The sequence below is a fragment of the Desulfofundulus sp. JL263-se genome (genome assembly GCF_056316025.1).
Window position 1 is genome coordinate 1,658,879 of sequence record NZ_CM149993.1, and the last position, 26,744, is coordinate 1,685,622.

A 26,744-nucleotide genomic window follows, 5' to 3' on the forward strand; every position below is an offset into this window, starting at 1 on the left:
AATATATAATTAAAACCGGGTTCATGCCAAAGGGGAAAGGAGAGATACCGTGTCACGCTCGGAAATAAAAGTCGGCTTAATGGGACTGGGAACGGTGGGCCGGGGTGTTTATCGTATCCTTACGGATAATCGCGAAAACATCCGGCGCAAAGTGGGTATACCCCTGGAAATAACAAAAATTTTGGTAAAGAACCCTGCCAAAGACAGAGGATTAGAGATAGATACCCGGCTATTAACGACTAATGCACCGGAAATAATTGATAATCCTGAAATCGACGTGGTTGTCGAATTAATTGGCGGCCTGGACCCGGCATTTGACTATGTTAAAACAGCCCTTTCCAACGGTAAAAGCGTGGTTACAGCCAACAAGGACATGATAGCCCTTCACGGAAAGGAACTTTTCCAAATAGCCGAGGCCAACAATACCAATCTTTTATTTGAAGCCAGCGTGGCAGGGGGAATTCCCATTATCCGCCCCCTTAAACAATGCCTGGCTGCAAATCGCATCCAGCAAATAATTGGTATAATTAACGGAACAACTAACTATATGCTTACCCAAATGACAGCCCGGGGCCGTGATTTTGACGAAGTGTTAAAAGAAGCGCAGGCAAAAGGGTATGCAGAAGCAGACCCCACTTCCGACATTGAGGGCTATGATGCTGCCCGTAAACTGGCCATACTGGCGTCCATCGCCTTTAACAGCCGGGTAACCATCAATGACGTTTACGTGCAGGGAATAACAGAAATTACTGCTACAGATATTACTTATGCCAGCGAATTAAATTATGTGATTAAGTTACTGGGCATTGCCAAAGAAACCGCCGAGGGAATTGAAGCAAGGGTACACCCGACTTTAATTCCCGCCAGCCATCCCCTGGCTTCGGTCAACGATGTTTTTAACGCCATTTTTGTAAAGGGTGATGCGGTGGGAGATACTATGTTTTACGGGCGGGGGGCCGGTGAAATGCCTACTGCCAGCGCCGTTGTGGCCGATATTATGGATGCATCCCATGCCATCTTGCGCAATGTTCCTGACATAATGGGCTGCACGTGTTTTGAAGAAAAGCCAATCAAGGCCATGGGCTTGACTGAAAGCAAATATTATATCCGCCTGCGGGTCATTGACCGGCCCGGAGTTCTGGCCTCCATCGCCTACGCCTTCGGCGATAAAGAAGTCAGCCTGGCTTCGGTAATTCAAAAACAGACAAAAGATGACACCGCCGAAATAGTAATGGTAACCCACAAAGTTAGAGAAAAGAATTTACTCGACGCCATAGAAATAATTCGGCACCTGTCGTCGGTAATCGAAGTATGTAACTTCATTCGGGTAGAAGGAGAAAATTTGTAAGTTTTAAAGAATATTTAAGAAACCCGGGAGGAACAAAGTGGTTCGCGTACAGGTACCGGCCAGCACTGCCAATTTGGGCCCCGGCTTTGATTGCCTGGGCATGGCCCTAAAATTGTACAACACCGTGGAAATGACCGAGACAAGTTCCGGCCTGGCCATTGAAGTGACGGGTGAGGGGGCAAGCGAGATCCCCAAGGACACAACTAACGTGATTTATAATTCCGCCCGGCAAGTCTTTAAAAAAACCGGGTATAATCCCGCAGGCCTAAAAATACGCTTAATCAACAACATCCCGGTATCCAGGGGACTGGGAAGCAGCGCCGCGGCCATCGTAGGGGGGATGGTAGCGGCCAACGTTATCTCCGGCGGGAAATTAAACCTGCACCAGCTGTTAAAGCTGGCCGTCGAAATGGAAGGGCACCCTGACAATGTTACCCCCGCTTTGATTGGAGGCATTACCGTTTACGTTCATTCGGAAGATGAAGTAAAATATCTAAAAATAGAACCTCCTGCCGGATTGAAAGCAGTGGTGGCTATCCCCGCTTTCCCCCTTTCCACAAAATCAGCCCGAAAAACCCTGCCCAAGCAAGTGAACCTGGAAGATGCGGTATTCAATATTGGTCGGGCTGCACTACTGGTAGGCGCCCTGCAAAAAGGGGACTTGGATTTTTTGGGGGTAGCCATGGAAGATAGACTGCACCAGTGTTACAGGGCCGGCCTAGTTCCCGGTATGAGAAAAGTTTTTGCCGCAGCTAAACTGGCCGGGGCAAGGGGAATTGCCTTAAGCGGGGCAGGCCCTGCTTTAATAGCCCTGGCCGACAAAAACCTGGATCTTATAGCCAGGGTAATGAGGGAAACCTTTCTCCAGAGCGGCATAACTGCCAGGTCCCTTATACTGGACCCCAGCCCCACAGGGGCAAGGGCATTGGAAATAAAAAATCTTGCATAGGAGTGGACGACAAATGCTGGTAGTACAAAAATATGGAGGAACTAGTGTAGCAAATCCTGAACGAATTCGCAAAGTAGCTCGCCGGGTAGTAGACATGCACCGCCAGGGACACCAGATAATAGTGGTAGTTTCCGCCATGGGCGATACAACAGACGAATTGATTGAATTAGTTAAGGAAATAACTGATGATCCCCCGGAGCGGGAAATGGATATGCTTTTATCTACCGGAGAGCAGGTGTCCATCGCCCTGCTGGCCATGGCCATTAAGGCCGTAGGTGAAGACGTCATTTCCTTAACCGGGCCCCAGGTAGGCATTAAAACCGACAATATACATAGCAAGGCCAGGATTATCGATGTTGACACCACGCGCCTTAAAAAAGAATTAAATGACGGTAAAATTGTGGTGGTGGCCGGGTTCCAGGGGGTTAACCAGGCAAATGATATAACAACCCTTGGGCGGGGAGGCTCGGATACCACAGCCGTGGCCCTGGCCGCCGCAATGAAAGCCGATATATGTGAAATTTATACCGACGTTGACGGGGTATATACCACCGACCCGCGGGTAGTTCCGGAGGCCCGCAAGCTGGATACCATAACATACGATGAAATGCTGGAACTGGCTCATCTTGGTGCCGTGGTGCTCCACCCCCGGGCCGTTGAATGTGCCAAACTTTACAATATACCTATCCATGTACGTTCCAGCTTTAACCATAATTTGGGGACCATTGTTAAGGAGGTAAGCGACATGGAAAAGGATATGGTTGTAACCGGCGTAGCCCACGACCTGAACGTAAGCAAGATAGGAATTTTCGACGTACCCGACAAGCCCGGCATAGCCTATAAGATATTTAACGCCCTGGCCCAAAAGAGCATAAACGTGGATATGATTATCCAAAGTGCCGAGCGCAACCAAGTCAACAGCATATCCTTCACCGTCTCTCAAAATGACCTTAAGCGAACCCTTGAAATAGTGGAACAAATCAAGGACGATGTGGGCTATAAGAGCTATACCTATGATCAGGACGTGGCCAAAGTTTCCATAGTAGGTGCGGGCATGATCAGCAATCCCGGTGTTGCGGCAATGATGTTTGAAGCCCTGGCCGATGAAAACATCAACATAGAAATGATTACAACTTCGGATATTAAAATTTCATGCATTATTAAAAAGAACCTGGCTGAAAAGGCTGTTAAGGCACTGCATAAAAAGTTCGGCTTAGCGGAAAAAACCCCTTGCGCCCGCTGCAGCTAGAGAATTTACGGAGGGATAATCTTGAAATATGTTGTTATACTGGCTGACGGCATGGCAGACGAAGGGTGCGAGGAACTGGGGGGAAAAACCCCCCTCCAGTACGCCCACACCCCCAACATGGACTTTTTAGCCGGTCAAAAACAAATGGGAACGGTACGAACTGTCCCGGAAGGATACCCCCCCGGCAGTGACGTGGCCAACCTGTCGGTACTGGGATATGACCCCAGAAAATATTACACCGGCCGCTCTCCCCTGGAAGCCGTCAGCATGGGAATTGAATTGGGCCCGGACGACATTGCCTTCCGCTGCAACCTCGTAACACTCTCCGGGGAAGAGGACTATGCAGAAAAAACAATGGTTGACTACTGCGCCGGGGAAATATCCTCGGAAGAATCGAAAAAACTAATAAAGAAAATAAATAGCAAACTTTCCACCAACCAGATTCATTTCTACCCGGGAGTCAGTTACCGCCATTTAATGGTCTGGTGGGGCGGGCCGGAAAATTCTGATCTTACCCCGCCCCACGACATTTCTGGACAAAGGATAAACAAACACCTGCCCAAGGGCGAAGGCAGTGAATTTTTACGCAGCTTAATGCTAGCCAGTTACGATATCCTTAAAGATGACCCGGTTAACAGGGAACGCATTAATCAATCTAAAAATCCGGCCAATTCCATCTGGCTGTGGGGACAGGGCAAAAAACTTTCCCTGACCGGCTTTTATGAAAAATTTGGCCTGCAAGGGGCGGTAATTTCAGCGGTAGACTTAATAAAAGGCATTGGAATTTGTGCCGGGATGAAAGTTCTAGAGGTACAGGGAGCCACGGGAAACATACATACCAACTTCCCCGGCAAGGCCGAAGCAGCCCTGAAAGGCCTAGAAGGCGGCCTGGATTTTGTTTACATTCACGTAGAGGCCCCGGACGAAGCAGGGCACCAGGGAGACCTGGAAACAAAAATTAAGGCTATTGAGGAAATAGATAAAAAGGTTCTGGGAGAAATCCTTTATGGATTGAAGAACACAGGAGAATTTAAATTAATGGTCCTCCCCGACCACCCCACACCAGTGAGCATTAGAACTCATACGGCGGACCCGGTGCCCTTTGTTATATATCATTCCGGCTGCAAAGGGAACGGGAACGGAAAATTTGATGAAGAAACAGCCCGCAGATACCCGCTTAAATTGGAAGAGGGACATACTTTAATGGATTACTTTTTAAAAAAATAGTACCTGCCTTAAACCTCCTGAAAAAGGGGGTTTTTTTCTCCAAAGGTATTTACAAAAGCAGCTGTTTTAACTTATAATTATTATAAGAAATTTAGATAATTTTCTAATTATCGAAACGAGGTGAGGTGATTGGTATTTGATAATTTATTTAAGGCCCTTTCCGATCCCACCAGGCGAAAAATTCTAAAATTACTCCGTTCGGACGACATGACAGCCGGAGAAATTGCCTCCCACTTTAATATATCAAAGCCCAGCGTATCCCATCATTTAAACATCCTTAAGCAGGCCAAACTGGTTCTGGATGAGCGGAAAGGGCAATATATCTATTACTCTTTAAACACAACGGTTTTACAGGAAGTTCTTAGCTGGATTTCCGAGATGATGAATGGAAAAAAGAAAGGGGATAAAAATGTCCGGGAATAACAGTTTTTACGCGGAATTTTCTATCAAGAAACAACTGCGGCGCGACTGGCCGGCCCTTTTATTGCTTGCCGCCAGCCTCGTTGTAGCCATCGCGGTTTACCCCCAATTACCCGACCAGATACCTGGCCACTGGAATTTCCGGGGTGAGGTGGACCGCTATACTTCACGCGCCTTCGGCGCCTTCGGATTTCCCTTGATCACCATGGGACTCTACATTTTAATGGTAGTGGTTCCCTACCTGGACCCCAAAAGAGATAATTACCTGAAATTCTCCGAAGTCTACCAGGTGCTGAAAGTAACCCTGATATGCTTTTTGGTGGGACTCCACATGACCGTACTGGCCGCAGCCCTTGGCTATCCCCTGCCGGTAGACAAAATAGTACTGGCCGGAATATCCCTCATATTTATCATCACAGGCAATTTCATGGGCAGGATGCGCCACAACTATTTTGTAGGTATTAAACTTCCCTGGACGCTGGCCAGTGAAAAGGTTTGGACAAAAACCCACCGGCTGGCCGGCAGCATCTGGGTGCTGGCGGGCCTGGCAGGTCTTGTGGGTACCCTTTTTGGAGGTACCACAGGTGGAGTGATTTTATTCACCGCTCTGGGCATTGCCGTACTGGTGCCTGCAGTTTACTCTTTCCTGTTATATAAAAAAATTCACAACGGGTAGCGGGCAATCCCGCTCGCTCCCGGTAGAATTAATGCATTATTGGCCGGATATCCCGGCTGGGACATCCGGCTGTTCTCGTTTATTTCATTTCCCGGTCAATGCGCTGGCGAAGCCTTTGCAAGAACCCTCCTACCCGGGAATTTAATTGTTCTAAATGCTGGATTTGTTGCACATCGATCTGGCCCGATTGACCGGATGCCACTTGAGACAGCATGTTACCTATTTCCACCGTTGCATTTTGAGCCTCCCTCAGCTGGTATAAAAGTTGTTCTTGTTCCATTGCTTCATTGGACTGGTTACCAAATACCCTTTTAAGCCAGGTCAATTTAAATCCCTCCTAGTATTTATTCACAAATCTTTAATAAGTATCTGCAGATTGATAAAATGGTATTTGAAAGTGACAGGTGAAAATTCGATCCAGAATATTTTTGAAGGGAGATGTAACTGAAAGTGGCTAAAAGTTTCAGCAAAAAGAGACCCACTTTTACCCAATTTCGGGAATTGTTCCTTGACGTATTGAAAAATAATTACGGGAAGGACATAGATCCCTTTTCGCCTTGGAAGCAAATTGGCAATGATAAACAAAGGGCCCTGATCCTTGCATCCGTCAGGGACAAATTAATTGAAAAATTTGGCCTGGGAGAGAACCTGGAAATTCACAGGCAGTTAATAAATTTAGAAGGATCGGTGGAAAGCGTAATTTCCCAACTATTCCATTCTTTTTCAACTTTAACCCTGGTGGAACATATCAATGAAACCGTTCTTGAACAGCAACGGGCCCGCCGGGAACGGGAAAAACAGTAGTATTTTCAGGGCCTTGCCAGCATTTTTTAGCAAGGCCCGCTCTACTTTCCGTAATTAAAAGACCGGCCAAGCCGGTCTTTCTCAAATTTTAATTAAATTATATTTTCTAGTACCCAATCCCATCTTCTCACCGTGAGCCAGCTGCGCGTTCCAATCAACGTCCTTGTACACGGCACGGAACTTATCTTCAACATCAGGCCTGTCACCTATGCGCGAAGTTTGCACAACCTTTGCCTTATTAACCAAATCTATACAGGCCTGATCAATGGCCACCGGGTCCTTTGAAGCCAAAATACCTATGTCGTGAACCAGTGGAACGTCACTGTACGACACGCAGTCACACTCGGGCGTTATATTCATCAAAAAGGTAATAAATCCGGCCTTTCCTTTTTTATTCTTCAACACTCCAGCCGTATATTCCACAATTTTCTCCTGGATGGCCTCCGGTGTAGTTTTCCAATTAATTGCTATAGCACCTTCCGGACAGGTAACGGTACACTCGCCGCAGCCTATACACTGCTCCTTATCAATCACCGCGTGCTCTTCAACCTCTATGGCACCGGCAGGACACCATTCACTGCACAACCCGCAGGACAGGCATTTTTCATCCTGTACCGCAGGCAATACATCCGAATGCATGATCTGCTTACCGCTCCGGCTTCCCAATCCCATACCCAGGTTCTTGAGGGCGCCGCCAAATCCCGTCAACTCATGCCCTTTGAAGTGGGTAATGGCAATGATAGCATGGGCGTGGTAAGCGGCACTTCCTATCTTTACCTCTTTCAAGTGTTTTCCCCCGTCTATGGGGACACTTATATAATCTTTACCGGTCAGGCCATCGGCTATTACCAGCGGGCAGTTAACCACCGCATAATCAAATCCGTTTTCAATGGCAGTTTGCAAATGGTCAACTGCATTTGACCTGCTGCCCACATATAAAGTGTTGGCGTCTGTTAAAAAAGGCTTGCCTCCGCACTCCTTGACCTTATCCACTATCCTGCGCACAAACTGGGGCCTTATATAGGCCGTATTACCCTTTTCGCCAAAGTGAATTTTCAATGCCACCAAATCCTTAGGTTTAATTAATTCCGCAAAACCTGCAGCTTTGAAAAGCTTGTCCACCTTATCTAAAAGGTTTTCCTTGCTATTGGCCCTCAGATCGGTGAAATAAACCTCGGACACGATGTAACCCCCTTTCCAGGTGTTCAAAAGTGATTGTAACATACTCTTACGTCTATTTCCATGAGATCCCATAATGTAACTGTATACATTTTGAGGAGGTCATTCTTTTGAGCGAATGCGAACTTATCAGATGAAGGGCTGGAAGAAGATATGGTGGGCCAGCCCGGGGTGGTGGAACTGGTACAAGAAGCCCAGGAAAAGAACGTACTGGTTATTGACAACAGGCATATTTGTGGTAAAATAAAATACACAAGCTAATGGGGGCGTAGCTCAGTGGGAGAGCGCTTGACTCACATTCAAGAGGCCACAGGTTCGAACCCTGTCGTCCCCACCATAAAAAGCAAAAGCCCCGAAAAAACGGGGCTTGAGATTGCTGACAAACCCGGGTTTTGCCCCGGGTTTAACTTTACATTGCATATTTCAAGCTAAATTGCTTTTGCGAAAACTTTTGTATTATCCGAACCAGCAGTGGTAAAAAAGGAGGGTTACCCCTCTTCCAGAGATAATTTGCCATCTTTTTCATATTCTGACAGGCAGCTGTCAATAAGCACTGCTCCATAACTTTTGCTCTACCCCTATAACGGGCATAGCGTAACCCGTGGAGTTCTTTGGCATCAGCAAAACTCCGCTCAACAGTTTCTTTTCTTCTTTTGTATAAGGCTTTCCCCCGCTCACTGAGGCGGTTCTGTCTTACCCAGTCTTTGCTATCTTCCCAAACGTGTCGAGTAATTACTTTAGTATAGCTTTTGGAATGGGTGCATTTAGATAAATATTTGCAGATTTTGCATATCCGGGGGTCTGAAACATATTCCCGGAACCCCTGGCGGTTGGTGGTACGGTAGGTAAGTTTCTGTTTGGCAGGACATATATAGCAGTCATTTTCCTTATCATATTTGAATTGCCATTTGTGAAATAAGCCTTTCTTAGGATGGTAACGTCGATGGGCTATAACAGCAAAAATATCTCTTTTTTGCAGTTCATGGCATATAGGCATGGTTAAATACCCGGCATCCAGGGCTACTGCTTCCACTTCAAAGCCAAAGCGCTTTATCTGACGGTCCAAACGGCCTATGTAAGGTGCAGAATCATGCACATTTCCGGGGGTAACATATACGTCGGTAATCAAGCTTAGCTTTCCATCAACCGTTACGTGGTTAAGGTAATAAAAACCCTGGGGTTTGCCGTCCCTAACCATGTAGCCACTTTCCGGGTCCGTGGTGCTTACCCGTATTTCTTTGTTTTTTTCAAGTTGTTCTTCTTTTGGTTTCAACGGCTTTTTTCCATGCTTTTTTCTATCATCCTCCACTGAATGCTCCAGTTCTTCCAAATAAGCTTGAGTTGAACGTTTCACTTTTTTGAGTGTGAATTTATTTTTGTTGGCATTGGCCTTTAAATGTGTAGAGTCCGTAAATAACTCTTTTCCATCTATTAGTCCTTTCTTAATTGCTTGCATAACTATTTCATCAAATATTTCCTGACAAATATTTGTGCCGTTAAATCTACGCCGCCGGTTCTGGCTAATGGTGGAATGATGAGGAACTTTATCTGTTAGGGAAAGGCCCAAAAACCAACGGTAAGCTATGTTAACCTCTAATTCTTTAACCAGTTGCCGTTCAGATCTTATGCCAAAGAGGTAGCCAATAAAAAGCATTTTAAAAAGCATTACGGGATCTACACAAGGACGACCGTTATCCGGGCAATATAGGTGTTTGACCTTTTCTCTTATGAAGTTAAAGTCTATGAAGCGACTTATTTTCCTCAGCAAGTGATCTTCAGGTACCAGTTGTTCCAGGCAAACAAGTTCCAGTTGTCCTTGGCGGTACCCTGGTTTTTTTAACATGTTTGTTCGCTCCTAATTCTTATTTACTCAATTTTACCATAAAATAAAAGGCTGTTGACTTGTTTTTGTCAACAGCCTCAAGCCCCGAAAAAACGGGGCTTTTGCTTTACCCGAAAAACCTTGATTTTAAAGGGCCGAGCGGGAATTTACTATCCAGAATAGTCCAGTTAGAATGCCTTAAAATCAAAGCATCTGAAATAGTTCGTTAGCAAATTGGTTAGCAAACGGTTAGCAAATCCCACAGTCGGGTTAGGCCTTGGCGGAGGCTGCGCGCCCGAAATGTTCTACGGAGAGGGATCTCCCGGGAACTGGACGTCCTGGACCTGGCCAAGAAGCACGGAATTGTCCAGAAACCCAGCGCGTGGTACTCCTATGGCAGGGAACGCCTCGGCCAGGGCCGGGAGAACGTGCGGAAATTCCTGAAAAAACATCCGGAAATCGTGGCCGAGCTGGCGCAGAAAGTGGTGGAAAAAGCCGGGATTAAGACAGCAGATGGAAAAGTTGTTGAGAATAATAATGTAGTGCCGCTGGTTAGGAACCCGGATTAGCCGGGTTTTTTATTTAGCACTACGTCAGCACACATGTGGAACATATGTCCAAAAAGGATTTTTCATTTTTATGTAGAATTTGTCAATGCTTTTGACAGGTGGATAAGAGGGAGGGACAATTGGTGGCAGAGGAAATGCTGGGAATAGAAAAGGGTGGCTTTGACAACTTTTTGTAAAGCTGCATGCCCGAAATGTCGTCGAACCCCGGTAGCGCAAAAATTCCGGGGGATCGACGACATTTCATTTTGATTCGAAAACCTGATGTTGGCTGGTTTTTTGCAATTTGAGAGAAGTAAGTTATAATCATTACAGAAATATTCATGTTTAGCTTGAAGTAGCAAAAATATTGGAGTAAAATGGGTTTGTAGCCTACCTATGAGGGATTGAAACTACTCACCGACAGTGTCTTTGATTTGCTGGATTTCATGTTTGTAGCCTACCTATGAGGGATTGAAACAACTTCTTCACATCACGGCTGCGGTACAGACCGTATACCAGTTTGTAGCCTACCTATGAGGGATTGAAACAAATACACTGCGAATTCGCTCGGCCCGGGCCAGGTCGTTTGTAGCCTACCTATGAGGGATTGAAACTTTCATGTCCGCAAAAACATGGTTTCGCTTGTATTCGTTTGTAGCCTACCTATGAGGGATTGAAACCCGGCAAAGACAGAAGCGAAAGCTGGTGATTCCGTGAGTTTGTAGCCTACCTATGAGGGATTGAAACTATCCACGGCAATGACAGCCATACACTCCGGCCAGGTTTGTAGCCTACCTATGAGGGATTGAAACGTTGAACCGGCAGGACGCCGAGTTTACGACCGCGTCGTTTGTAGCCTACCTATGAGGGATTGAAACGTTCATATGCGTGATTGCGCAGGTCGGCTATAGGCAGTTTGTAGCCTACCTATGAGGGATTGAAACCGGCTTCAATACTTTCCATGGTTACTGGCTGCCCCAAGTTTGTAGCCTACCTATGAGGGATTGAAACCTGGTTGAATCTGTTTAAGAAACGTGTAAAAGATAGGGTTTGTAGCCTACCTATGAGGGATTGAAACTGTATAAGCGTATGCTGGTAATGGGAAAAGTAAAAAAAGTTTGTAGCCTACCTATGAGGGATTGAAACGTGCAAACAGGCGCGGCACGGCATAGCGGTTAAACAGTTTGTAGCCTACCTATGAGGGATTGAAACCGGTAGATATAAACAAGAATTTAGCACCGTTTAGTAGCGTTTGTAGCCTACCTATGAGGGATTGAAACTCTTTGTAATGGTCATAATTCAGTATCAGATGATAAAGTTTGTAGCCTACCTATGAGGGATTGAAACAATGTACTGGATCAATTTCATTGTTTTCAATAAAAAGTTTGTAGCCTACCTATGAGGAATTGAAACCCGGTTCAAGATCGTTAAAGTACGCCGTCATACTTCGCTTGTAGCCTGCCTACCCTGAAAACATTGACTTAAAAAAGGCAATACTCAAGTAGGGCCTCGTGTTAATTTTTTAAAACGAGGCTTGGATAGGAGAAGAGTTGAAATTTTGATTGTCAAAATAATCGGCACCAAGGTCAATATAAGGTTGACGTTTTTTCAAATTACAATGATAGAGTGAGCAACAGCAGCGCAGTTGGACCCCCTGCAGGCAGCAATCCGGTGGCACTGGGCAGAAAGATAGGTATTTTTAGTACGAGCGGCAGCACGGACTGCTTCTACAAGAATGGCACGTAAATATTTGTTTCCTTTTGTTGTTTTTCCCGATTTGCGCTTACATTATTGCCCGGAGCTTACGGATTCTGCGCTGGATCTGCCGATGCCGGGTATGGCCTCCAATAGCTCCGGAGCTTCTTCAGAAGGGCAGAGGCGGTTTGCTATCTCCTGGCTTAATGCAGCGATTTGCTGGGCCAGAAAATCGATGTGCTGTAACTGTGTTGAAAGGATCAATCTCTGATGCAGGCCCACTAAGCCACGAAGGGCACGTTCAAGTTCTTTTTTTCTTTCATCCGCCCTTTAGCCAGCTGACTTAAAAGATGGGGGTCGTCTGGTTCCGTGGATGATGGCTTCCAGCATTGCGCTTGCTGAAGCACCAAAGATATCACTTGCTACTGAAGAGAGTTTAATATTTGCTCCTTCCAAGACTAAGCGGGAGACACAAGTACTGGCTGTACGACGTCTACATCATGCACCACGTCCGGCTGATTGCGTTCAACCCGGACAACGCCGCGGTGAACTTTTCAAGCAGCGGGTTTGCCCTCGCAAATCTGAAGTTGGCTGTGAAGCATATCGGATCTTATCTCTCCGATTACATGGACGCAGACGTTGATATCGTCTCTCCCGACTACGACCAATACTACGCTCCTATCTTTTACCGGCTGACTGACTTTTCCCTCGGCCCGGGCGAGAGCAAAGTTCTTTATGACGTGGTCGATACCGGGGAAAATTCTTTCAGAGGACAACACAAACTATTTTCAGGGAGGAATAAAAGGTGCGCAGAAAACTTCGCTTGCTGGTTGCTTTGCTGACCGTGAGTGCGTTTGTGTGTGGTGTTGTGGAAGCGGCTTTTGGCGCCGATGTTTCCGGCGTGTTCCCCAAGGCAGTGGACAAGGCCGAAACCTGGAGGGAGATGAGCCAGGTCGCACCGCCAGTTGTACAGCACAAAGAGCGTCAGAACTTCGAGGTCAAAACGCGCACGCGGAATGCAGGAGAGGAATTCCGGCTCAGGGTGAAGCAGAGGCTTGAGAGCGAGATCATTGAGGGAATTGAAAATGCAGAGGAAAAAGAACTTGAGAAACTCATTACCAGGCTGGAGCAGAAGCTGGCGGAAAAACCTGGCGACCCGCAGTTACTTTGGCGGCTGGCGGTGGCTTACCGGAACACCGGGGAGTACGATAAGGCCATTGAAGTATTGAAGGAACTCGAAACGCAGATGCCGCACCCGACCGCCGGGGTAGCGGTGCTGCTGGCCCAGTGCCTGAAGGCGAAGGGTGACCAGGAAGCAGCGCTGGCCGAACTGGAGAAACTGCTCGAAACGGCCACCGTGCCTGGAGCGGTATACGCGTACAGGGCTATCCTGAAAGAAGAGCTGGGCCAGGTAGATGAAGCGGCAGAAGATATTGAGAAGGCCATTGCTGCTGAACCCAGGGACGAGGTTCTTTACAACAAGGTCGGCGAGCTCTACAAAGAAATGGGCAAGAAGGGTATTAAGGTTTTCGTGAAGGGCAAGAAACTCCGCTTTGATGCTCAGCCCTTTATCGAGAAAGGCCGCACCCTGGTACCTGTCCGGGCCATCGCAGAGGGGTTGGGCCTTAAGGTAGACTATGACCGGAAGTCCAGCACGGTAACTTTCACAAACCCGGCCAACGGGGAAACGGTGGTACTATACCTCGGCCAGAACAAAGCAAAAGTCGGCAACCGGGAGATAAATCTTGACGTGCCGGCGAAAGTGGTGCCGCCAGGGCGAACAGCGGTACCTTTAAGGTTTGTGAGCGAAGCTTTTGGTAAAGATGTCAAATGGCTTAAGGACGACCAGGTGGCGGTAGTTAATGAACCGTAATATAAGTATTGTGCGGGAGCCCGGTGCTTTTTTAGCGCCGGGCTTTCTTGCTTGTACGCCTAGCATGGACGATAACTTGGGGGTGAAAGTCCCCTTCGAAGGTTAGCCGTTAAGAGTAATCTCCAAAAGCCAGGGAGGGTTCTCCGGTCCCCGGCCAGGGGGAGGCTCAGCTGAACAACGGCGCGGTCGAAAACAACCGCGCTTTTTCTTTTTCAAAAACCTCGGGGTACTGCAGTAAACTGCAGTACCCCTTTTTATTGCAGTGAAAAATTCGTGGCTGCCACTTCCTTAAAGATATACCTTCTTTGAGGAAAAATAAAAGGTCCTTACGAACATCCTAAAAGATTTAAACAAAACTTGAAAGGACAGAAACACGAACTATAATTCCTAATAATCTATTATTTTCATCAACAACCGCTATAGGAAACTTTGTATCTGTAGCCATTGGTATAAGGTCCTGTACATACGTTTCAGCATCTGTGGTATAATAATCGTTCCTTAAAATATCCTTCAAAGTTTTGCTTTCTTTAGCAGCCTGGATGGTATCGTCAATGGTAACAATTCCCCGAAGTTTTCTTTCAGCGTCAACAACAAAAACACTGGATATACCATGAGATTCCATCACCCTGATAGCAACCCTGGGCCCATCTTTAAGAGAAACCAGCGCTGAAGGCTTAAACATTATGTTTTTCGCCTGAAGAACTTTAGTCCTGTCGATATCTTTTATAAATTCTTCAATGTATCTATTTTTGGGACTTGATATAATTTCCTCCGGGGTGCCTATTTGTTCTATTTTTCCGTCCTTCATTACTGCCACTCTATCTCCAATTTTGAAAGCTTCATTTACATCATGGGTAATAAATATGATTGTTTTCTTTAGTTTTGCTTGAATGTCCAAAAGCTCATCCTGCATCTCGCGGCGGATTAATGGATCCAGAGCGCTGAAGGGCTCATCCATTAAGAGTATATCAGGATCATTAGCCAAAGCCCGGGCCAAACCAACCCGCTGCTGCATTCCTCCGCTAAGTTCACCGGGCATTTTATCTTCCCAGCCTTCGAGGCCGACGGTAACGAGGGCTTTCATGGCAATTTCATGTCTCTCTTTTTTGGGAACGCCCCTCACTTCCAAGCCGTATTCCACATTTGCAATAACACTCCTGTGAGTTAAAAGTCCGAAATGTTGAAATACCATGGCTAACTTTCTTTGTCTTAGTTCCATAAGTTCTTTTTTGTTATAGTCAACAATATTTTCGCCATCAATATATATTTTTCCTTCGGTTGGAATATTTAACAAATTTAAGCACCGAATAAGGGTAGACTTACCACTTCCCGACAGACCCATTATAACAAAGGTTTCACCTTCACCCACTTCAAAGGATACGTTATACACCCCTACCGTATGCCCGGTCTCCTCCAAAATCCTTTTCTTGGAAACTCCTCTTTTAACTTTTTCCAGTACAGCTTTGGGATTTGGACCGAAAATTTTTGTTAAATTTTCTACTCTCACTTTTACCGTCATTTTATAGCTCCTGCTTTCAGATTTTAATAACTTTAATAATATTATTTGGGAACTTCAAATCTTCTGGCTATCCCTTGAGAAATCCTGTCAATTATTATGGCTAAAAAAACAATACTAAGTCCCGATTCAACACCCCGGGCAATATCTATCCTGTTAATGGCAATTAAAACCTCCATTCCCAATCCCTTAGCACCAATCATTGAGGCAATGACCACCATGGATAAAGCCATCATGGTCGTCTGGTTAACTCCGGCCATAATGGTAGGAAGTGCCTGGGGCAATTGCACCTTTGTCAAAAGCTGCCAGCGGGACGAGCCAAAGGACTGAGCAGCTTCTACCATTTCTTTGGGAACCCGGCGAATACCCAAGCTCGTCAACCTTATTACCGGCGGGATGGCATAAATAGTGGTAGCAAATACAGCAGGTACTCTTCCTAAATCAAAAAGCATCAAAGCAGGAATTAAATATACAAAGCTGGGCATAGTTTGCATGCCGTCTAAAATAGGTTTTATTCCTGCATCCAAACGCGAGTTATAAGCTGCTAAAATTCCAATAGGAATTCCAAATAGAAGAGATATAAATACTGATGTTAAAACAATGGCCAAAGTCGACATCATTAACTTCCAAAGGCCAAAGGCACCTATAATAAACAATAATAGGGAAAATATTAAACCACTTAAAATATTTCTCAGCCGCCAGCCCGTGATAAAAACCACAGCCAATACCAGCCACCACGGCAGCCATTGCAAAAAGTTTTCAATATTAATCATAAACCACCGAATGACGTTACTGATTGCCTCAAAGACAGTCCCGTAATTGCTATTAAGCCATTCTATAAATTTATCTACATACACACCAAATTCAAAGCGCAAAAATTCTGGGAAATTATGCATGGCTCTTTGGGCTGCTATTGGTAAACTGCACCCCTTTTCACTCCATTCTTTGGTTATTTATAACAACTATAAGACAAAGTTGGCCTCTTCTTTTAAGGCCAACTTCGCGGAAATTATTTTTCATTAAGTGCTTCCTTAACCTTTTGTACAACTTCCTTGGGAACCCATTTGGTCCAAATTTCTTCATATTCTTTTAAAAACCACCTGGCTGTTTCTTCTGCAGTTGCCTCATTATCCTGCATGTAGGCCAAAGCTTTAGCAGTAAGATCAGTGCTTGTTTTATAGTGCTTTAAAAATTCCACCACTTCAGGTGCACGTTCTACCACATCCTTGTAAACACAAACAGTGACGTCAGTACTTGGCCATTCACAAGCATATCCATTATTCCATTTTTCATCGCTATATTCATCTTCTTCCAGTAAGGTTAGATCGTATTTACCGGATATCCAGGTTGGTTCCCAATAATAACCAACCCACGGCTTTCCTTCTTCCACAGCTTTGGCAATTGCAGCTGCAAGTGCAGTATCGGACCCCGGGCGGAAATAATTAAATTTTGCGTTTAAACCATAAGTTTTAAATTTTTCAAACAAAATTTCATCAGCTTTCCAGCCCGGTACGGCACCAAAAATACGTCCTTTACCCGGATCTTCGGGATCCTTAAAAAGCTCCCAATATTTAGGCAGGTCTTTTACAGACTTTAAATCCGGAGCCATGGGCTCTATTCCCCTGCCGGGGTCACCTTTAATTACAAATGTTGGCACATACAGTCCCTGGTGGTTATCATCAAAGTTTATAGAAACCTCTACTATTTCTCCTTTTTTAATTGCGTCATTATATTCATCGATGATGTTTTGTTTCCATAATTCCATGTAAATATCTATGTCACCGTTTCTTAAACCTGTAAACGTAGTAGGGGTGGAGCCGGGAATTACATCGGTTTTATAATTATAGCCATTTTCAATAATAAACTGGGCGACGCTATTATGGAAGCGAATGCTGTCCCAACCTGCATCAGCAAATACAAGTGTTTCCTTTTTCTCCTGGTTTGAAACCTGCCCCCCTTGACCCGCGCAGCCAACCATTGTTAGCGAAAGAATAAAGAGACATAAAACCAACAAAACCCTTGAGACATTTTTAAACATTATTAACCTCATTAACATTAACCTCCCCGTATAATGGAATTGACTTAATAAGCACCTTCCCCATAAGCGGGTAACCCGCACCGGCAACCAACAGTAACCCACTTATCAGAGGTGTATCACGACAAAATTGTTACATATTGGCATCGATATTGGTAAGCCCAAGCATGCAGGCTGTTTTACGTTTTAAGGAGTACCGGTGCTTTTAAATAAGTAAACCTTCGATAAAGTCAATATGTTAAACGACCTCCAACTTAATATACATTAATGATGTGTCATTTCAAAATGTATTTATATGCACAAATTAAGAAAGAGATAGGATTATCATAAAATAAGTCGATTTTTCTTGAATAAATAAATAATTTTACAGGGGAATAATTTTTGAATAGTTTTGAAATTATACCTAATTGTTATTTAGGGAAGGTTAATCTTGTATCAACAGCGAAAAAAATAAGACATTAAATTTTATTTTTTTAAAGGGGGGACAACTGTGGAATATAGCTTAACGCCGCTGACATGGTTCTGGCTGTTCGCACCCACGGGCCTCATTGTTATTTTGTCACTAATTAACTTGATAGCAGCAAGCAATAAACACGGGAGGTAATAACCGGTGCAAAGTCCAACTGTCGCTGTTTTCCTCATCTACATAATGAGTATGATTTTGATTGGGGCACTGCTTTATCAAAAGAATAAATCCATGGCCGACTATTTCCTGGCCGGGCGCTCCTTAAACGGTTATGTTGCCGCCCTGAGCGCCGAAGCAAGTGACATGAGCGGGTGGCTATTGCTGGGTCTTCCCGGTGCCGCCTATGCCGGCGGCATAAACGCCATGTGGATTGCCATAGGCCTGGCTATAGGAACTTATTTGAACTGGCAGTTTGTGGCCCAGCGGCTCCGCCGCTATACCGAACTTGTCAATGCCATTACCCTTTCCGATTATTTTGAATATCGCTTCCGCGACAAGAGCCGTTCCTTGCGCATTATTTCCGCAATACTCACTTTAACCTTTTTTCTTTTTTATACTTCCTCCGGCCTGGTAGCCGGCGGTAAATTATTCGAAACCACCTTTGGTTTCGATTATAATATGGCCCTTTACGTAGGAGCAGCAGTCATTATTACTTATACCTTTCTCGGCGGTTTTTTGGCAGTCAGCTGGACTGACTTTGTACAGGGCACCCTTATGCTTTTCGCCCTTCTCCTGGTACCCGCCATACTTATTACTGATATGGGCGGGCTAAATCAACTATGGCAAAACCTGGCATCGTTCAACCCCGACTTGCTGGACGCCATGAAAACAGTAAACTATAACCTTGCCGGTGGCGTTATGTGGGTTAGCGATTCCAATTCAATTACCTTGCTGGCCATTATTTCCCTGGCCGCCTGGGGCCTGGGCTATTTCGGACAGCCCCATATCTTGGTTCGCTTTATGGGCATCAATTCACCCCGGGAAGTGCCCAAGGCCCAGTTTATTGGCGTTACCTGGGTTGTTATAACTTTAATATCGGCTGTTTTTGTAGGTATAGTCGGCATTACCACCCTCGATCCCCTGGCCGACCCCGAAACAGTTTTCATCAACCTGGTGGATATGCTCTTTAATCCCTGGATAGCCGGCTTATTCCTGGCCGCCATCCTTGCCGCGATTATGAGTACCATAGACTCTCAGCTACTGGTTTCATCCAGTGCCCTTGCCGAAGATTTCTACAGGCAGCTGGTACGGCCGAAGGCATCGGATAAAGAATTAATGTGGGTCAGCCGCGGGTCCGTAATCTTAATTGCCCTTATTGCCTTAATTCTCGCCAAAAGCGGCGGCAGCGTGCTGTCCCTGGTGGCTTATGCCTGGGCCGGGCTGGGAGCTACATTCGGCCCCACAGTAATTCTTTCGCTGTTCTGGAAGAGAATGACCAAAAACGGCGCCCTGGCCGGCATGCTGGCCGGCGGCCTTACTGTTATCATTTGGAAAAATTTCCTCTCTCATACCGGTCTTTACGAAATCGTTCCGGCCTTCATTCTCTCAGTCATTGCCATTGTGATAGTTAGCCTTTTAGATAAAAAACCTTCTGAAGAAATAGAGAAAGAGTTCGAAACTTGTGCCAACGGGTCAGCCGACAGGTTAACTGCAGGCAGGTCTATCACCACAACTTAGGCCAGAAGGGCTTGCAGCCACTTCTGGCCTCTTCAACCGGTACCGTCGGTCCCAATTAATCCCGGTCCAGGTCTTCCATGCAGTGGGAACAGCCGTTACGGCCTTCTTCCGCCAATAACTGTCTTACATTTTCAAAACTATCCAATCTACCCTGGAGGATTCTTTTTTTTTATAACGAAATAATAAATATCAAATTTTTAAAAATATTCAGAATAATTTTCTGGAGGTGTCCCCCTTGATAATCAATTTCAAGAGTATACAAGGAAAACTGCTGCTGCTCATCGGTATTGTCGTCTTGTTTTCCACTGTCCTTATAGCTTACTTTTCAATAAATCAACTATCTCAATACGGCAATAAAAATATTGACAACCTGAGAAATCAATTGGAAAACGATCATAAAGAACGTTTAACGGACCTGACGGATACAGTATTCAGCCTTTTAGAGGTGTATTATGAGCGGGCCAAAAATGGAGAACTAACCGTAGAAGAAGCTCAAAAAAGGGTTATAGCCAGGATAGAGAAAATACGGTATGATAACGGTGAGGGGTATTACTGGATTCACAGTGCGAAAAATCCCCGGCGCCCCGTCATGGTCATGCATCCCATCAAACCCCAGCTAAACGGCAGTGATTTATCTGGGACGAACGATTTCGATACTGTTGAAAAGATTTTTTACAACGGTGAAATTTACCCGAAAAATGCTGAAATAATCAGGGAAAACATTGAGCCTACGGACCTTTTTATAAAAATGAACGAGGTATGTCTCACTGAAGGTGCGGGATTCGTTAAATATTACTGGCCGAAGGCAGAAGCCCGGGACGATGTAGGATATCCCAAATTGTCTTATGTCAAAATATTCAAGCCGTGGAATTGGGTAATTGGAACAGGAGTTTATATTGATAGCGTAGACCGGCAGACAGCCGAGGCAACAGAGTTAATGTATACCAGTATAAACAGGGCAAGGCTTAAGATTATAACAGCGGCAACTTTTTGTCTAATTTTGGGTTGTTTGCTGTGCATCTGGTTTGGTTCCCGGATTATAAGGCCCGTAAAAGAAATGGTATCAAATGTCCAGCGTATTGCCGAAGGCGACCTTACCCAACAAATTAACGTCAAATCTAAAGATGAAATGGGCCTTTTGGGCAGTGCATTAAATAAAATGATTGCAGATTTAAAGACCACGATTGCCGGTATCCGGGATACTTCGGATAAAATTGCCGCTCACAGCCAGGAACTGGCCTCATCCAGCGAGGAAGTAAGTGCTACTGTGGAGGAAGTGGCCAGCACCTCCAGCGAAGTGGCGGCCACCTCCAGCCAGAGCGCTGCTAATGCGGAAGCTGCGGCTGAAGAATCCGAGCAGGTACGGCAGGTGGCAGAAGAAGGCAACCGGGCTGTCCGGGAAACCGTAGAAAAAATAAATTCCATTGCTGCCGCCGCTGAAAATGTTTCCCGTGCAGTACAAAAACTTGGCAAACAGTCTGCACAAATCGGTGAAATTATAAGCACAGTTACAAATATAGCGGACCAGACCAACCTCCTGGCCCTCAATGCAGCCATTGAAGCAGCCAGGGCAGGGGAACACGGCCGCGGGTTCGCCGTAGTGGCGGAAGAGGTTCGCAAGCTGGCCGAGCAATCAGCTGATGCTGCAAAACAAATTACCAATTTAATTAAAGAAATTCAAACTGGCATTGAAGAGGCCATAAAGGCAATGGACCAGGGGACCGCGGAAATGAATGAAGGTGTTCAAATGGCGAACAACGCCGGTGCTGCCCTTGAGCAGATTATTAAAGCCGTAGAAAAGAACACTGCAGTCATCAAAGATGTGGCCGCCGGCTCCAGGCAGGCCAGCGAAGGAACTCAGCAACTTTCCGCTTCCAATGAGCAGATTACATCCTCAATACAGCAGGTATCAAGCGCGGCCCAGGAACTGGCCAGCATTGCAGGGGAACTTCAAAATGCAGTTATCAAGTTCAAGATCTGAGGCGAACCCCGTAAAGAATATTATCAAGAGAGGCATCCCCAAATGGACTTGTCATACCTTTTCATAACCGCCTTCATCGTTGGCTTTTCAGGCGCCATGATGCCGGGCCCCCTCCTTACGGTAACCATTACCGAAAGCGCCAGGCGCGGGTTTACGGCAGGGCCGCTTTTAATTCTCGGGCACGCCATTCTGGAAGGGGCCCTGGTAATTGCCCTCACCCTCGGCCTGGCCCCGGTACTTACCAAACCTCCCGTTGGCGCAGTTATTGCTGTGGTGGGCGGGGCGTTTTTAATCTGGATGGGATGGGACATGGCCAGGAACGCCTACCTGGAAAAAGTAACGCTGGAAGACATAAACCTGGATAAAAGTAATCCCCCGCCTGATACCCGGCCGGCTGGAACAAAATTAACCTCCGGTTCCATGCCCCCGGTACTGGCGGGTATACTGGTCAGCCTGTCCAACCCCTACTGGACTCTCTGGTGGGCAACCATCGGGCTGGGATATGTTACCATGTCTTTAAAGCAGGGCACAGCGGGTATGCTTTCCTTTTTCAGCGGGCACATTTCAGCCGACCTGGCATGGTACTGCTCAGTGGCGGCAGCAGTGGCGGGCAGCAGGCGCTTTCTGAAACCCGGAACTTACCGGGGAATTATTATCATATGCGGCATATTCCTGGTGCTGCTGGGCGGGAGTTTTATATATTATGGTTTTAGGTGAACGCGGTAAAATTGCCGGCAATTTTTTATTCCTTGCTACAAAAATCAGCATCATAAAGGAATTCTAAAAAAGGGGGAAGAAGTGATCAGTTAGCGAAATTTTTTAGAAAGAGTGATACCGATGCAAGGGGAAAAAAGACAACATCGCGGGCCGGGCCTGGCCGCCGTGGAAAACGGTAAAATTAAGGTAATCGATCCCTCCCCCGGGGAGCCGCCCGCCACAATTACACCGGCCGAGGGAATTATTGCTAAAGTTAATGGAAACCAAATATTTGAAGAAACAGAAGTCACTGAAAACGACACCATTGAAATTAAACCCGAAACCCGGGTTACCCCGGCAGAACTTAAGATAAGCGTGTCAGAAAATAAAATGGAAGCTTACCTGGAAATTAATCCCGAAATTAAAATAACTTACGTTCTGAAGGAACAGCCTCCGGTGAAAAACCTCCGCTTGTTGACTGAAAAACAAGTTTTTAAAACCGTTCCCTATACTTTTGACGATGTAATGGCGGAAGTAAAAAAGCAGGGTATCGTAAAAGCGGACCAGGAAGCCCTCAGGAATGCTCTGGAATCCGCCGGCCACAGGCGGGTCAAGATTGCCTCCGGAACCCCCCCGACCCCTCCCCGGGATGAAAAGGTGGAACTGAAATTTTTCACGGAAAAAAGTTCACGGCCGGTGATGAAGGCAAACGGCCGGGTGGATTTCAGGGAATCCGTCGGCAGCATAATCAGCGTGGAGCCAGGAAATATCATCGCAGAAAAAATTCCGGGCGCTCCCGGCAAGCCGGGAACCGATGTGTACGGCAAAAAGGTGGACCCCCGGGAACCACAAAAGGTTTTCCTGCAAGCCGGCAGCGGAACCAGGCTCGATGAAAGCGGAACCAAAGTTGTAGCTGTCACGGCGGGCCAGCCGGAAATAAAAATGTCCGGGTCCACCTACCATTTCTCTGTACAGCCCAATTTCGTTCATAAAGGTAACGTTGACCTGAACTCGGGCAATATCAGATTCAAAGGAAACATTCAGATTAAAGGCAACGTTGAACAGGGAATGCTGGTCTCGGGCACCGGAGAAGTACAGGTGGACGGCCTGGTAAGCAATGCAACAATTGTATCGGGCGGCGATTTAACCCTTAATAAGCATGTCCTTGCCTCCAGAGTCGAGGCTGGCGCTGCCATATCCACCATCAACGTGTTGTTGCCTTTACTGGAAAACCTTCAACAGTCCCTCGCCGACCTGCAAGTTGCCGCCGAACAAATCGCAACAAAACTACATGGGAAAGCCCCTTTCGGAAAAGCGGTTGCTCTTCTGCTGGATAAAAAGTTTCCGTCCATTCCCCGGATAATAAAGCAAATTTTAAATACCATAGAAAAGGATTCAAAATTCCCCCGGGAAGTTGAGCAAATGTCCGTAGACTTGCGGAAAAAACTGTGGGGAATCAATGTTCTGCAGCTGCGGGGTCCAGAAGACATTAAGGATATTACGGACAAACTGGACAGCACAAGTTCCTATTTAAAGATTCTGCTGGACAGCCGGGCCAATGCTTACCTGCAATATTCCCTGAACAGCTCCATTGAAGCCACGGGAGATGTTTTCGTAATGGGCCAGGGCTGCATTGACACCAGGATAAAGGCCGGGGGTTCTGTTTACGTGTCAGGAATATTCAGGGGCGGCAGCATCGAGGCCGGTGATAATGTTACCCTGGGCGAAGCCGGCTCAAAAGTAGGAACACCGACATTTATTAAGGTTCCCGGAGATAAATCCATATTTATGGGAAAAGCTTACGAAAACGTAACCCTTAAACTGGGAGAACAACAATTCACCCTGAAGGAAATCGCAAGCAATATCCAGGCAAAGCTGGATGTATATGACGTGGTAGAGTTTTCCCCCTGGGAACCCCCGAAGGGGGGCCCGGTAAGGAACAAAATCAAGAGGTAAAAACTTTTAAAGCTCCGGGCCGGCGTCCTGGAGCTTTATTTTATCATGGCAATTCCGTCTCCATCCAGCCGGGGTACAATATTAAACAAATCGGTTTTCCCACACCACACCAGGTCTTCTTTAAAGCCCAGGTCCAGCAGTTTCCGGCCGTGAACCGAATCGTAAAGGCTCCGGGAAATATCTTCACCGTAGCCGGCGGCCAAGCGGCCCACGGCGGTGGCCGCATCGGTCATCTTTAACTCGAAGACGGGGGAATCCCCGCCAGCCGCTGAAATTAAGTGCTGCACCACCAGGCCGGCTGCCACGGCGTCCTCCAGGGAAAACTCGCCCCCGGTGCCGGCGCAGACCAGGATCACGTCATTATTTTCACCGTACAACCGCCGGGCAACCGCCCTGGCGTTCATAAAACTGCCAATATATACCCTTGCCGCGGCCTCACAGGATCTGATGGCCTTAGTACCGTTGGTGGTGGTAAGTACCACGATTTTCCCTGCAATAGCGTCGCCGGTATATTCCAGGGGGGAATTGCCGCAGTCAAAGCCCCCGGGTTTCCGGCCCTCCCTCTCGCCCCCGAGGATTACCTGCAGGCCCTGTCGCCTCATGCGGCTCACCAGCTTTCTGGCTTCGGTCACACCGGCGACCGGAACAACTCCCCGGCAGCCCCTTGCCAGGGCGGTTACTATAGTGCTGGTGGCCCGCAGAACGTCGAATACCACGGCTGCGGCACCCTTTAGCTTCTCCTCTGTAATATCGTCCACGCGCATGCAAACATCTATTCTCACAACCTGCAAATCCTCCCCTCATATATCTCCCTAAATTTTACTGACAATTCCCGTTTCAATCCGTTATGGTATTATTAGCTAATAACCGGAAATACTCCTTTTAACCGGTAACCAAAGGGGGGGAATATCCCTTGCAATTTCACCTCCGCAAGCGCTATAAACATTTTAAACGCTACCGGGAAATCGCCCACGTTCTGGCCAAGCACGGATTCGGCTATTTGTTAAATCAACTGGGCCTGGCCGAATTTATCAATTTTCCCCGGCCCAAGTATCGCGAAAAAAAGGACAGCCCGCCCGCCTCCAGGGCAAGGCGCCTGCGCCTTATACTGGAAGAACTGGGTCCCACCTTCATAAAACTGGGCCAGCTTTTGTCTACCCGCTCCGACCTCCTGCCCGCCGAGTACGTGGCGGAATTATCAAAACTGCAAGATGAAGTGCCTCCTTTCCCCTTTAACAATGTCAGGGAAAGGGTTCAAATGGAACTGGGCACAAGCCTGGAAAATATTTTTTCATCCTTTGAGAAGGAACCCCTGGCGGCCGCTTCCATCAGCCAGGTACACCGGGCCGTTCTGGCCACCGGCGAAAGAGTGGTGGTAAAGGTGCAGCGCCCCGGTATAAAGACAGTAATGGAAGCAGACCTGGAAATACTGTATGACCTGGCCCGCCTGGCAGACCGCCGCAACCCGTGGAGGCGGAATTACAGTTTAGTAAAAATGGTTGAAGAATTTGACCGTATTCTGCACGAAGAACTGGATTTTACTGTTGAAGGCAAGCATGCAGAAACCTTCCGCAAAAATTTTGCACATGACGGTGATGTTCGCATCCCTGAGATTTACTGGGACTATACCACCGCCAAAATTTTGACCATGGAGTGCATAGAAGGGATAAAACTAAGTAAGCCGGAGTTAATGGACAAAGAGAACCTGGACAAAAAAACAGTGGCCCGAAAACTGGCCGATGCCCTGTTGAGACAGATTTTCGTATACGGCTTCTTTCATGCCGACCCCCATCCCGGAAATATTGCCGCCCTTCCGGATGAAAAAATTGTCTTTATGGATTTTGGCATAGTAGGCCGGCTTGACGATGAAATTCGAGAAAAAATTATCAACCTGGTTTTGGGCCTCATCCACCGCAACAGCCGGGAAGTGGTGCGGGCCATAGTAAGCCTGGGCGTAGTGCCCGGAAGTATTGACTTTACCGCCCTCAGGCGCGATATTGAACGCCTGAGAGATAAATATTACGAGATCCCTTTAAAGGATATCAGTGTCTCCGAATCCCTCGGGGACATCATGCAACTGGCCTTTAAGTATAATATTCGCGTCCCCACTGAATTCACCTTAATGGTAAAGGCCCTCATTACCCTGGAAGGCATTACCCTGAAACTTGACCCGCAACTGAGTATTGTTGAAATACTGAAACCCCTGGGCAAAGAACTGCTGGCCCAGCGGTACGGCCCCCGGGCAATACGCAAAATTATAACAGAAAACCTCCCCGAATACCGCGATATGCTCGCCCGCCTGCCCCGGCAGCTAAATCAACTGCTGGATCTGCTGGCCGGCGGCGAGCTCAAAATTAAGGCTGAAAACCCCCGGCAGGACATTATCATCAGGCACCTGCACAAAATATCAAACAGAATCGCCTTAAGTGTAGTTACCGCGGGACTGACAGTAAGCGCAGCCTTACTGGCCGGTAAAGGTTTGACACTCCGGGGCGTCCCGGTGGAACAAATAGCTCTTTTCGGCAGTGTCCTGGCGGGACTGCTGCTGACCATTTCCATCATGCGCTCCGGAAGACTCTGAGTGCAATTTCGACACATAAATTCCGACAAATTAATCTGCCAGGCAG

24 protein-coding genes, 1 tRNA gene and 1 CRISPR repeat array are annotated in these 26,744 nt (G+C 46.7%); of the genes, 16 read left to right on the forward strand and 9 right to left on the reverse strand.

Features of this window, described 5'->3' with window-relative positions; all coding sequences use genetic code 11:
* Positions 1 to 49: 49 nt before the first annotated feature.
* From ACX4JR_RS08425 to ACX4JR_RS08450, 6 genes are all read left to right on the forward strand, one after another.
* Positions 50 to 1,348, forward strand: a complete 1,299-nt coding sequence (locus tag ACX4JR_RS08425) for a homoserine dehydrogenase (RefSeq protein WP_476057644.1) — start codon at positions 50 to 52, stop codon at positions 1,346 to 1,348.
* A 37-nt stretch (positions 1,349 to 1,385) separates the two neighbouring features.
* Positions 1,386 to 2,297, forward strand: a complete 912-nt coding sequence (thrB, locus tag ACX4JR_RS08430) for a homoserine kinase (protein ID WP_476057645.1) — start codon at positions 1,386 to 1,388, stop codon at positions 2,295 to 2,297.
* Between the two features lie 13 nt (positions 2,298 to 2,310).
* On the forward strand, positions 2,311 to 3,546 hold the full coding sequence (locus tag ACX4JR_RS08435; RefSeq protein WP_476057646.1) for an aspartate kinase: 1,236 nt from the start codon (positions 2,311 to 2,313) through the stop codon (positions 3,544 to 3,546).
* A 21-nt stretch (positions 3,547 to 3,567) separates the two neighbouring features.
* Positions 3,568 to 4,773 carry a cofactor-independent phosphoglycerate mutase gene (locus ACX4JR_RS08440; RefSeq protein WP_476057647.1) on the forward strand — a complete coding sequence of 402 codons (1,206 nt, stop codon included), beginning with the start codon at positions 3,568 to 3,570 and terminating at the stop codon, positions 4,771 to 4,773.
* 129 nt (positions 4,774 to 4,902) lie between these two features.
* Positions 4,903 to 5,196, forward strand: coding sequence for an autorepressor SdpR family transcription factor (locus ACX4JR_RS08445; protein WP_476057648.1), 294 nt, complete (start codon positions 4,903 to 4,905; stop codon positions 5,194 to 5,196).
* Positions 5,159 to 5,869, forward strand: a complete 711-nt coding sequence (locus ACX4JR_RS08450; protein WP_476057649.1) for an SdpI family protein — start codon at positions 5,159 to 5,161, stop codon at positions 5,867 to 5,869. The genes ACX4JR_RS08445 and ACX4JR_RS08450 overlap by 38 nt, the downstream gene beginning before the upstream one ends.
* Positions 5,870 to 5,948: 79 nt before the next feature.
* On the opposite strand, the gene ACX4JR_RS08455 is transcribed toward ACX4JR_RS08450, so the two are convergent.
* Positions 5,949 to 6,194, reverse strand: a complete 246-nt coding sequence (locus tag ACX4JR_RS08455) for a hypothetical protein (protein ID WP_476057650.1) — start codon at positions 6,192 to 6,194, stop codon at positions 5,949 to 5,951.
* Between the two features lie 125 nt (positions 6,195 to 6,319).
* On the opposite strand from ACX4JR_RS08455, the gene ACX4JR_RS08460 reads away from it, so the two are divergent.
* Positions 6,320 to 6,673: a hypothetical protein gene (locus tag ACX4JR_RS08460; RefSeq protein WP_476057651.1), complete on the forward strand. Its 354-nt coding sequence runs from the start codon at positions 6,320 to 6,322 to the stop codon at positions 6,671 to 6,673.
* Between the two features lie 81 nt (positions 6,674 to 6,754).
* Here ACX4JR_RS08460 and ACX4JR_RS08465 read toward each other — a convergent pair whose 3' ends face one another.
* Positions 6,755 to 7,858 carry a DUF362 domain-containing protein gene (locus ACX4JR_RS08465; RefSeq protein WP_476060511.1) on the reverse strand — a complete coding sequence of 368 codons (1,104 nt, stop codon included), beginning with the start codon at positions 7,856 to 7,858 and terminating at the stop codon, positions 6,755 to 6,757.
* 256 nt (positions 7,859 to 8,114) lie between these two features.
* Between ACX4JR_RS08465 and ACX4JR_RS08470 the strand changes: the two genes are divergently transcribed.
* Positions 8,115 to 8,189, forward strand: a tRNA-Val gene (locus tag ACX4JR_RS08470).
* Between the two features lie 72 nt (positions 8,190 to 8,261).
* Here ACX4JR_RS08470 and ACX4JR_RS08475 read toward each other — a convergent pair.
* Positions 8,262 to 9,695: an IS1182 family transposase gene (locus tag ACX4JR_RS08475; protein WP_476057652.1), complete on the reverse strand. Its 1,434-nt coding sequence runs from the start codon at positions 9,693 to 9,695 to the stop codon at positions 8,262 to 8,264.
* A 323-nt stretch (positions 9,696 to 10,018) separates the two neighbouring features.
* Here ACX4JR_RS08475 and ACX4JR_RS08480 point away from each other — a divergent pair, with 323 nt between their 5' ends.
* Positions 10,019 to 10,243, forward strand: a complete 225-nt coding sequence (locus tag ACX4JR_RS08480; protein ID WP_476060512.1) for a hypothetical protein — start codon at positions 10,019 to 10,021, stop codon at positions 10,241 to 10,243.
* A 360-nt stretch (positions 10,244 to 10,603) separates the two neighbouring features.
* Positions 10,604 to 11,635: direct repeats of the CRISPR family, unit length 30 nt; unit sequence GTTTGTAGCCTACCTATGAGGGATTGAAAC.
* Between the two features lie 375 nt (positions 11,636 to 12,010).
* On the opposite strand, the gene ACX4JR_RS08485 is transcribed toward ACX4JR_RS08480, so the two are convergent.
* Positions 12,011 to 12,181, reverse strand: coding sequence for a hypothetical protein (locus ACX4JR_RS08485; RefSeq protein WP_476057653.1), 171 nt, complete (start codon positions 12,179 to 12,181; stop codon positions 12,011 to 12,013).
* A 17-nt stretch (positions 12,182 to 12,198) separates the two neighbouring features.
* Positions 12,199 to 12,327, reverse strand: a complete 129-nt coding sequence (locus ACX4JR_RS08490; RefSeq protein WP_476057654.1) for a hypothetical protein — start codon at positions 12,325 to 12,327, stop codon at positions 12,199 to 12,201.
* Between the two features lie 33 nt (positions 12,328 to 12,360).
* On the opposite strand from ACX4JR_RS08490, the gene ACX4JR_RS08495 reads away from it, so the two are divergent.
* Positions 12,361 to 12,759 (forward strand): hypothetical protein, encoded by a 399-nt coding sequence (locus tag ACX4JR_RS08495; RefSeq protein ID WP_476057655.1) that lies wholly within the window; start codon positions 12,361 to 12,363, stop codon positions 12,757 to 12,759.
* Entirely contained in the window at positions 12,723 to 13,790 is a 1,068-nt protein-coding gene (locus tag ACX4JR_RS08500) for a stalk domain-containing protein (RefSeq protein ID WP_476057656.1), read from the forward strand. Before ACX4JR_RS08495 ends, ACX4JR_RS08500 begins: the two co-directional genes overlap by 37 nt.
* A gap of 346 nt (positions 13,791 to 14,136) precedes the next feature.
* Here ACX4JR_RS08500 and ACX4JR_RS08505 read toward each other — a convergent pair whose 3' ends face one another.
* From ACX4JR_RS08505 to ACX4JR_RS08515, 3 genes are all read right to left on the reverse strand, one after another.
* The gene (locus ACX4JR_RS08505; RefSeq protein WP_476057657.1) at positions 14,137 to 15,309 is read right to left on the reverse strand and encodes a quaternary amine ABC transporter ATP-binding protein; all 1,173 of its coding nucleotides are present in this window, start codon (positions 15,307 to 15,309) and stop codon (positions 14,137 to 14,139) included.
* Positions 15,310 to 15,350: 41 nt separating this feature from the next.
* Positions 15,351 to 16,202, reverse strand: coding sequence for an ABC transporter permease (locus tag ACX4JR_RS08510; protein WP_476057658.1), 852 nt, complete (start codon positions 16,200 to 16,202; stop codon positions 15,351 to 15,353).
* 113 nt (positions 16,203 to 16,315) lie between these two features.
* Positions 16,316 to 17,356 carry an ABC transporter substrate-binding protein gene (locus ACX4JR_RS08515; RefSeq protein WP_476057659.1) on the reverse strand — a complete coding sequence of 347 codons (1,041 nt, stop codon included), beginning with the start codon at positions 17,354 to 17,356 and terminating at the stop codon, positions 16,316 to 16,318.
* A gap of 595 nt (positions 17,357 to 17,951) precedes the next feature.
* Between ACX4JR_RS08515 and putP the strand changes: the two genes are divergently transcribed.
* From putP to ACX4JR_RS08535, 4 genes are all read left to right on the forward strand, one after another.
* A complete protein-coding gene (gene putP, locus ACX4JR_RS08520; protein WP_476057660.1) occupies positions 17,952 to 19,484 on the forward strand; it encodes a sodium/proline symporter PutP in 1,533 nt (510 codons plus the stop codon).
* A gap of 235 nt (positions 19,485 to 19,719) precedes the next feature.
* Positions 19,720 to 21,465 (forward strand): methyl-accepting chemotaxis protein, encoded by a 1,746-nt coding sequence (locus tag ACX4JR_RS08525; protein ID WP_476057661.1) that lies wholly within the window; start codon positions 19,720 to 19,722, stop codon positions 21,463 to 21,465.
* 42 nt (positions 21,466 to 21,507) lie between these two features.
* Positions 21,508 to 22,182, forward strand: a complete 675-nt coding sequence (locus ACX4JR_RS08530) for a LysE family transporter (protein WP_476057662.1) — start codon at positions 21,508 to 21,510, stop codon at positions 22,180 to 22,182.
* Positions 22,183 to 22,302: 120 nt separating this feature from the next.
* Entirely contained in the window at positions 22,303 to 24,117 is a 1,815-nt protein-coding gene (locus tag ACX4JR_RS08535; protein ID WP_476060513.1) for a DUF342 domain-containing protein, read from the forward strand.
* Positions 24,118 to 24,152: 35 nt separating this feature from the next.
* Here ACX4JR_RS08535 and ACX4JR_RS08540 read toward each other — a convergent pair whose 3' ends face one another.
* Positions 24,153 to 24,899 (reverse strand): 2-phosphosulfolactate phosphatase, encoded by a 747-nt coding sequence (locus tag ACX4JR_RS08540; protein WP_476060514.1) that lies wholly within the window; start codon positions 24,897 to 24,899, stop codon positions 24,153 to 24,155.
* Positions 24,900 to 25,030: 131 nt separating this feature from the next.
* Here ACX4JR_RS08540 and ubiB point away from each other — a divergent pair, with 131 nt between their 5' ends.
* Positions 25,031 to 26,698, forward strand: coding sequence for a 2-polyprenylphenol 6-hydroxylase (gene ubiB, locus ACX4JR_RS08545; protein WP_476057663.1), 1,668 nt, complete (start codon positions 25,031 to 25,033; stop codon positions 26,696 to 26,698).
* Positions 26,699 to 26,744 lie beyond the last annotated feature (46 nt).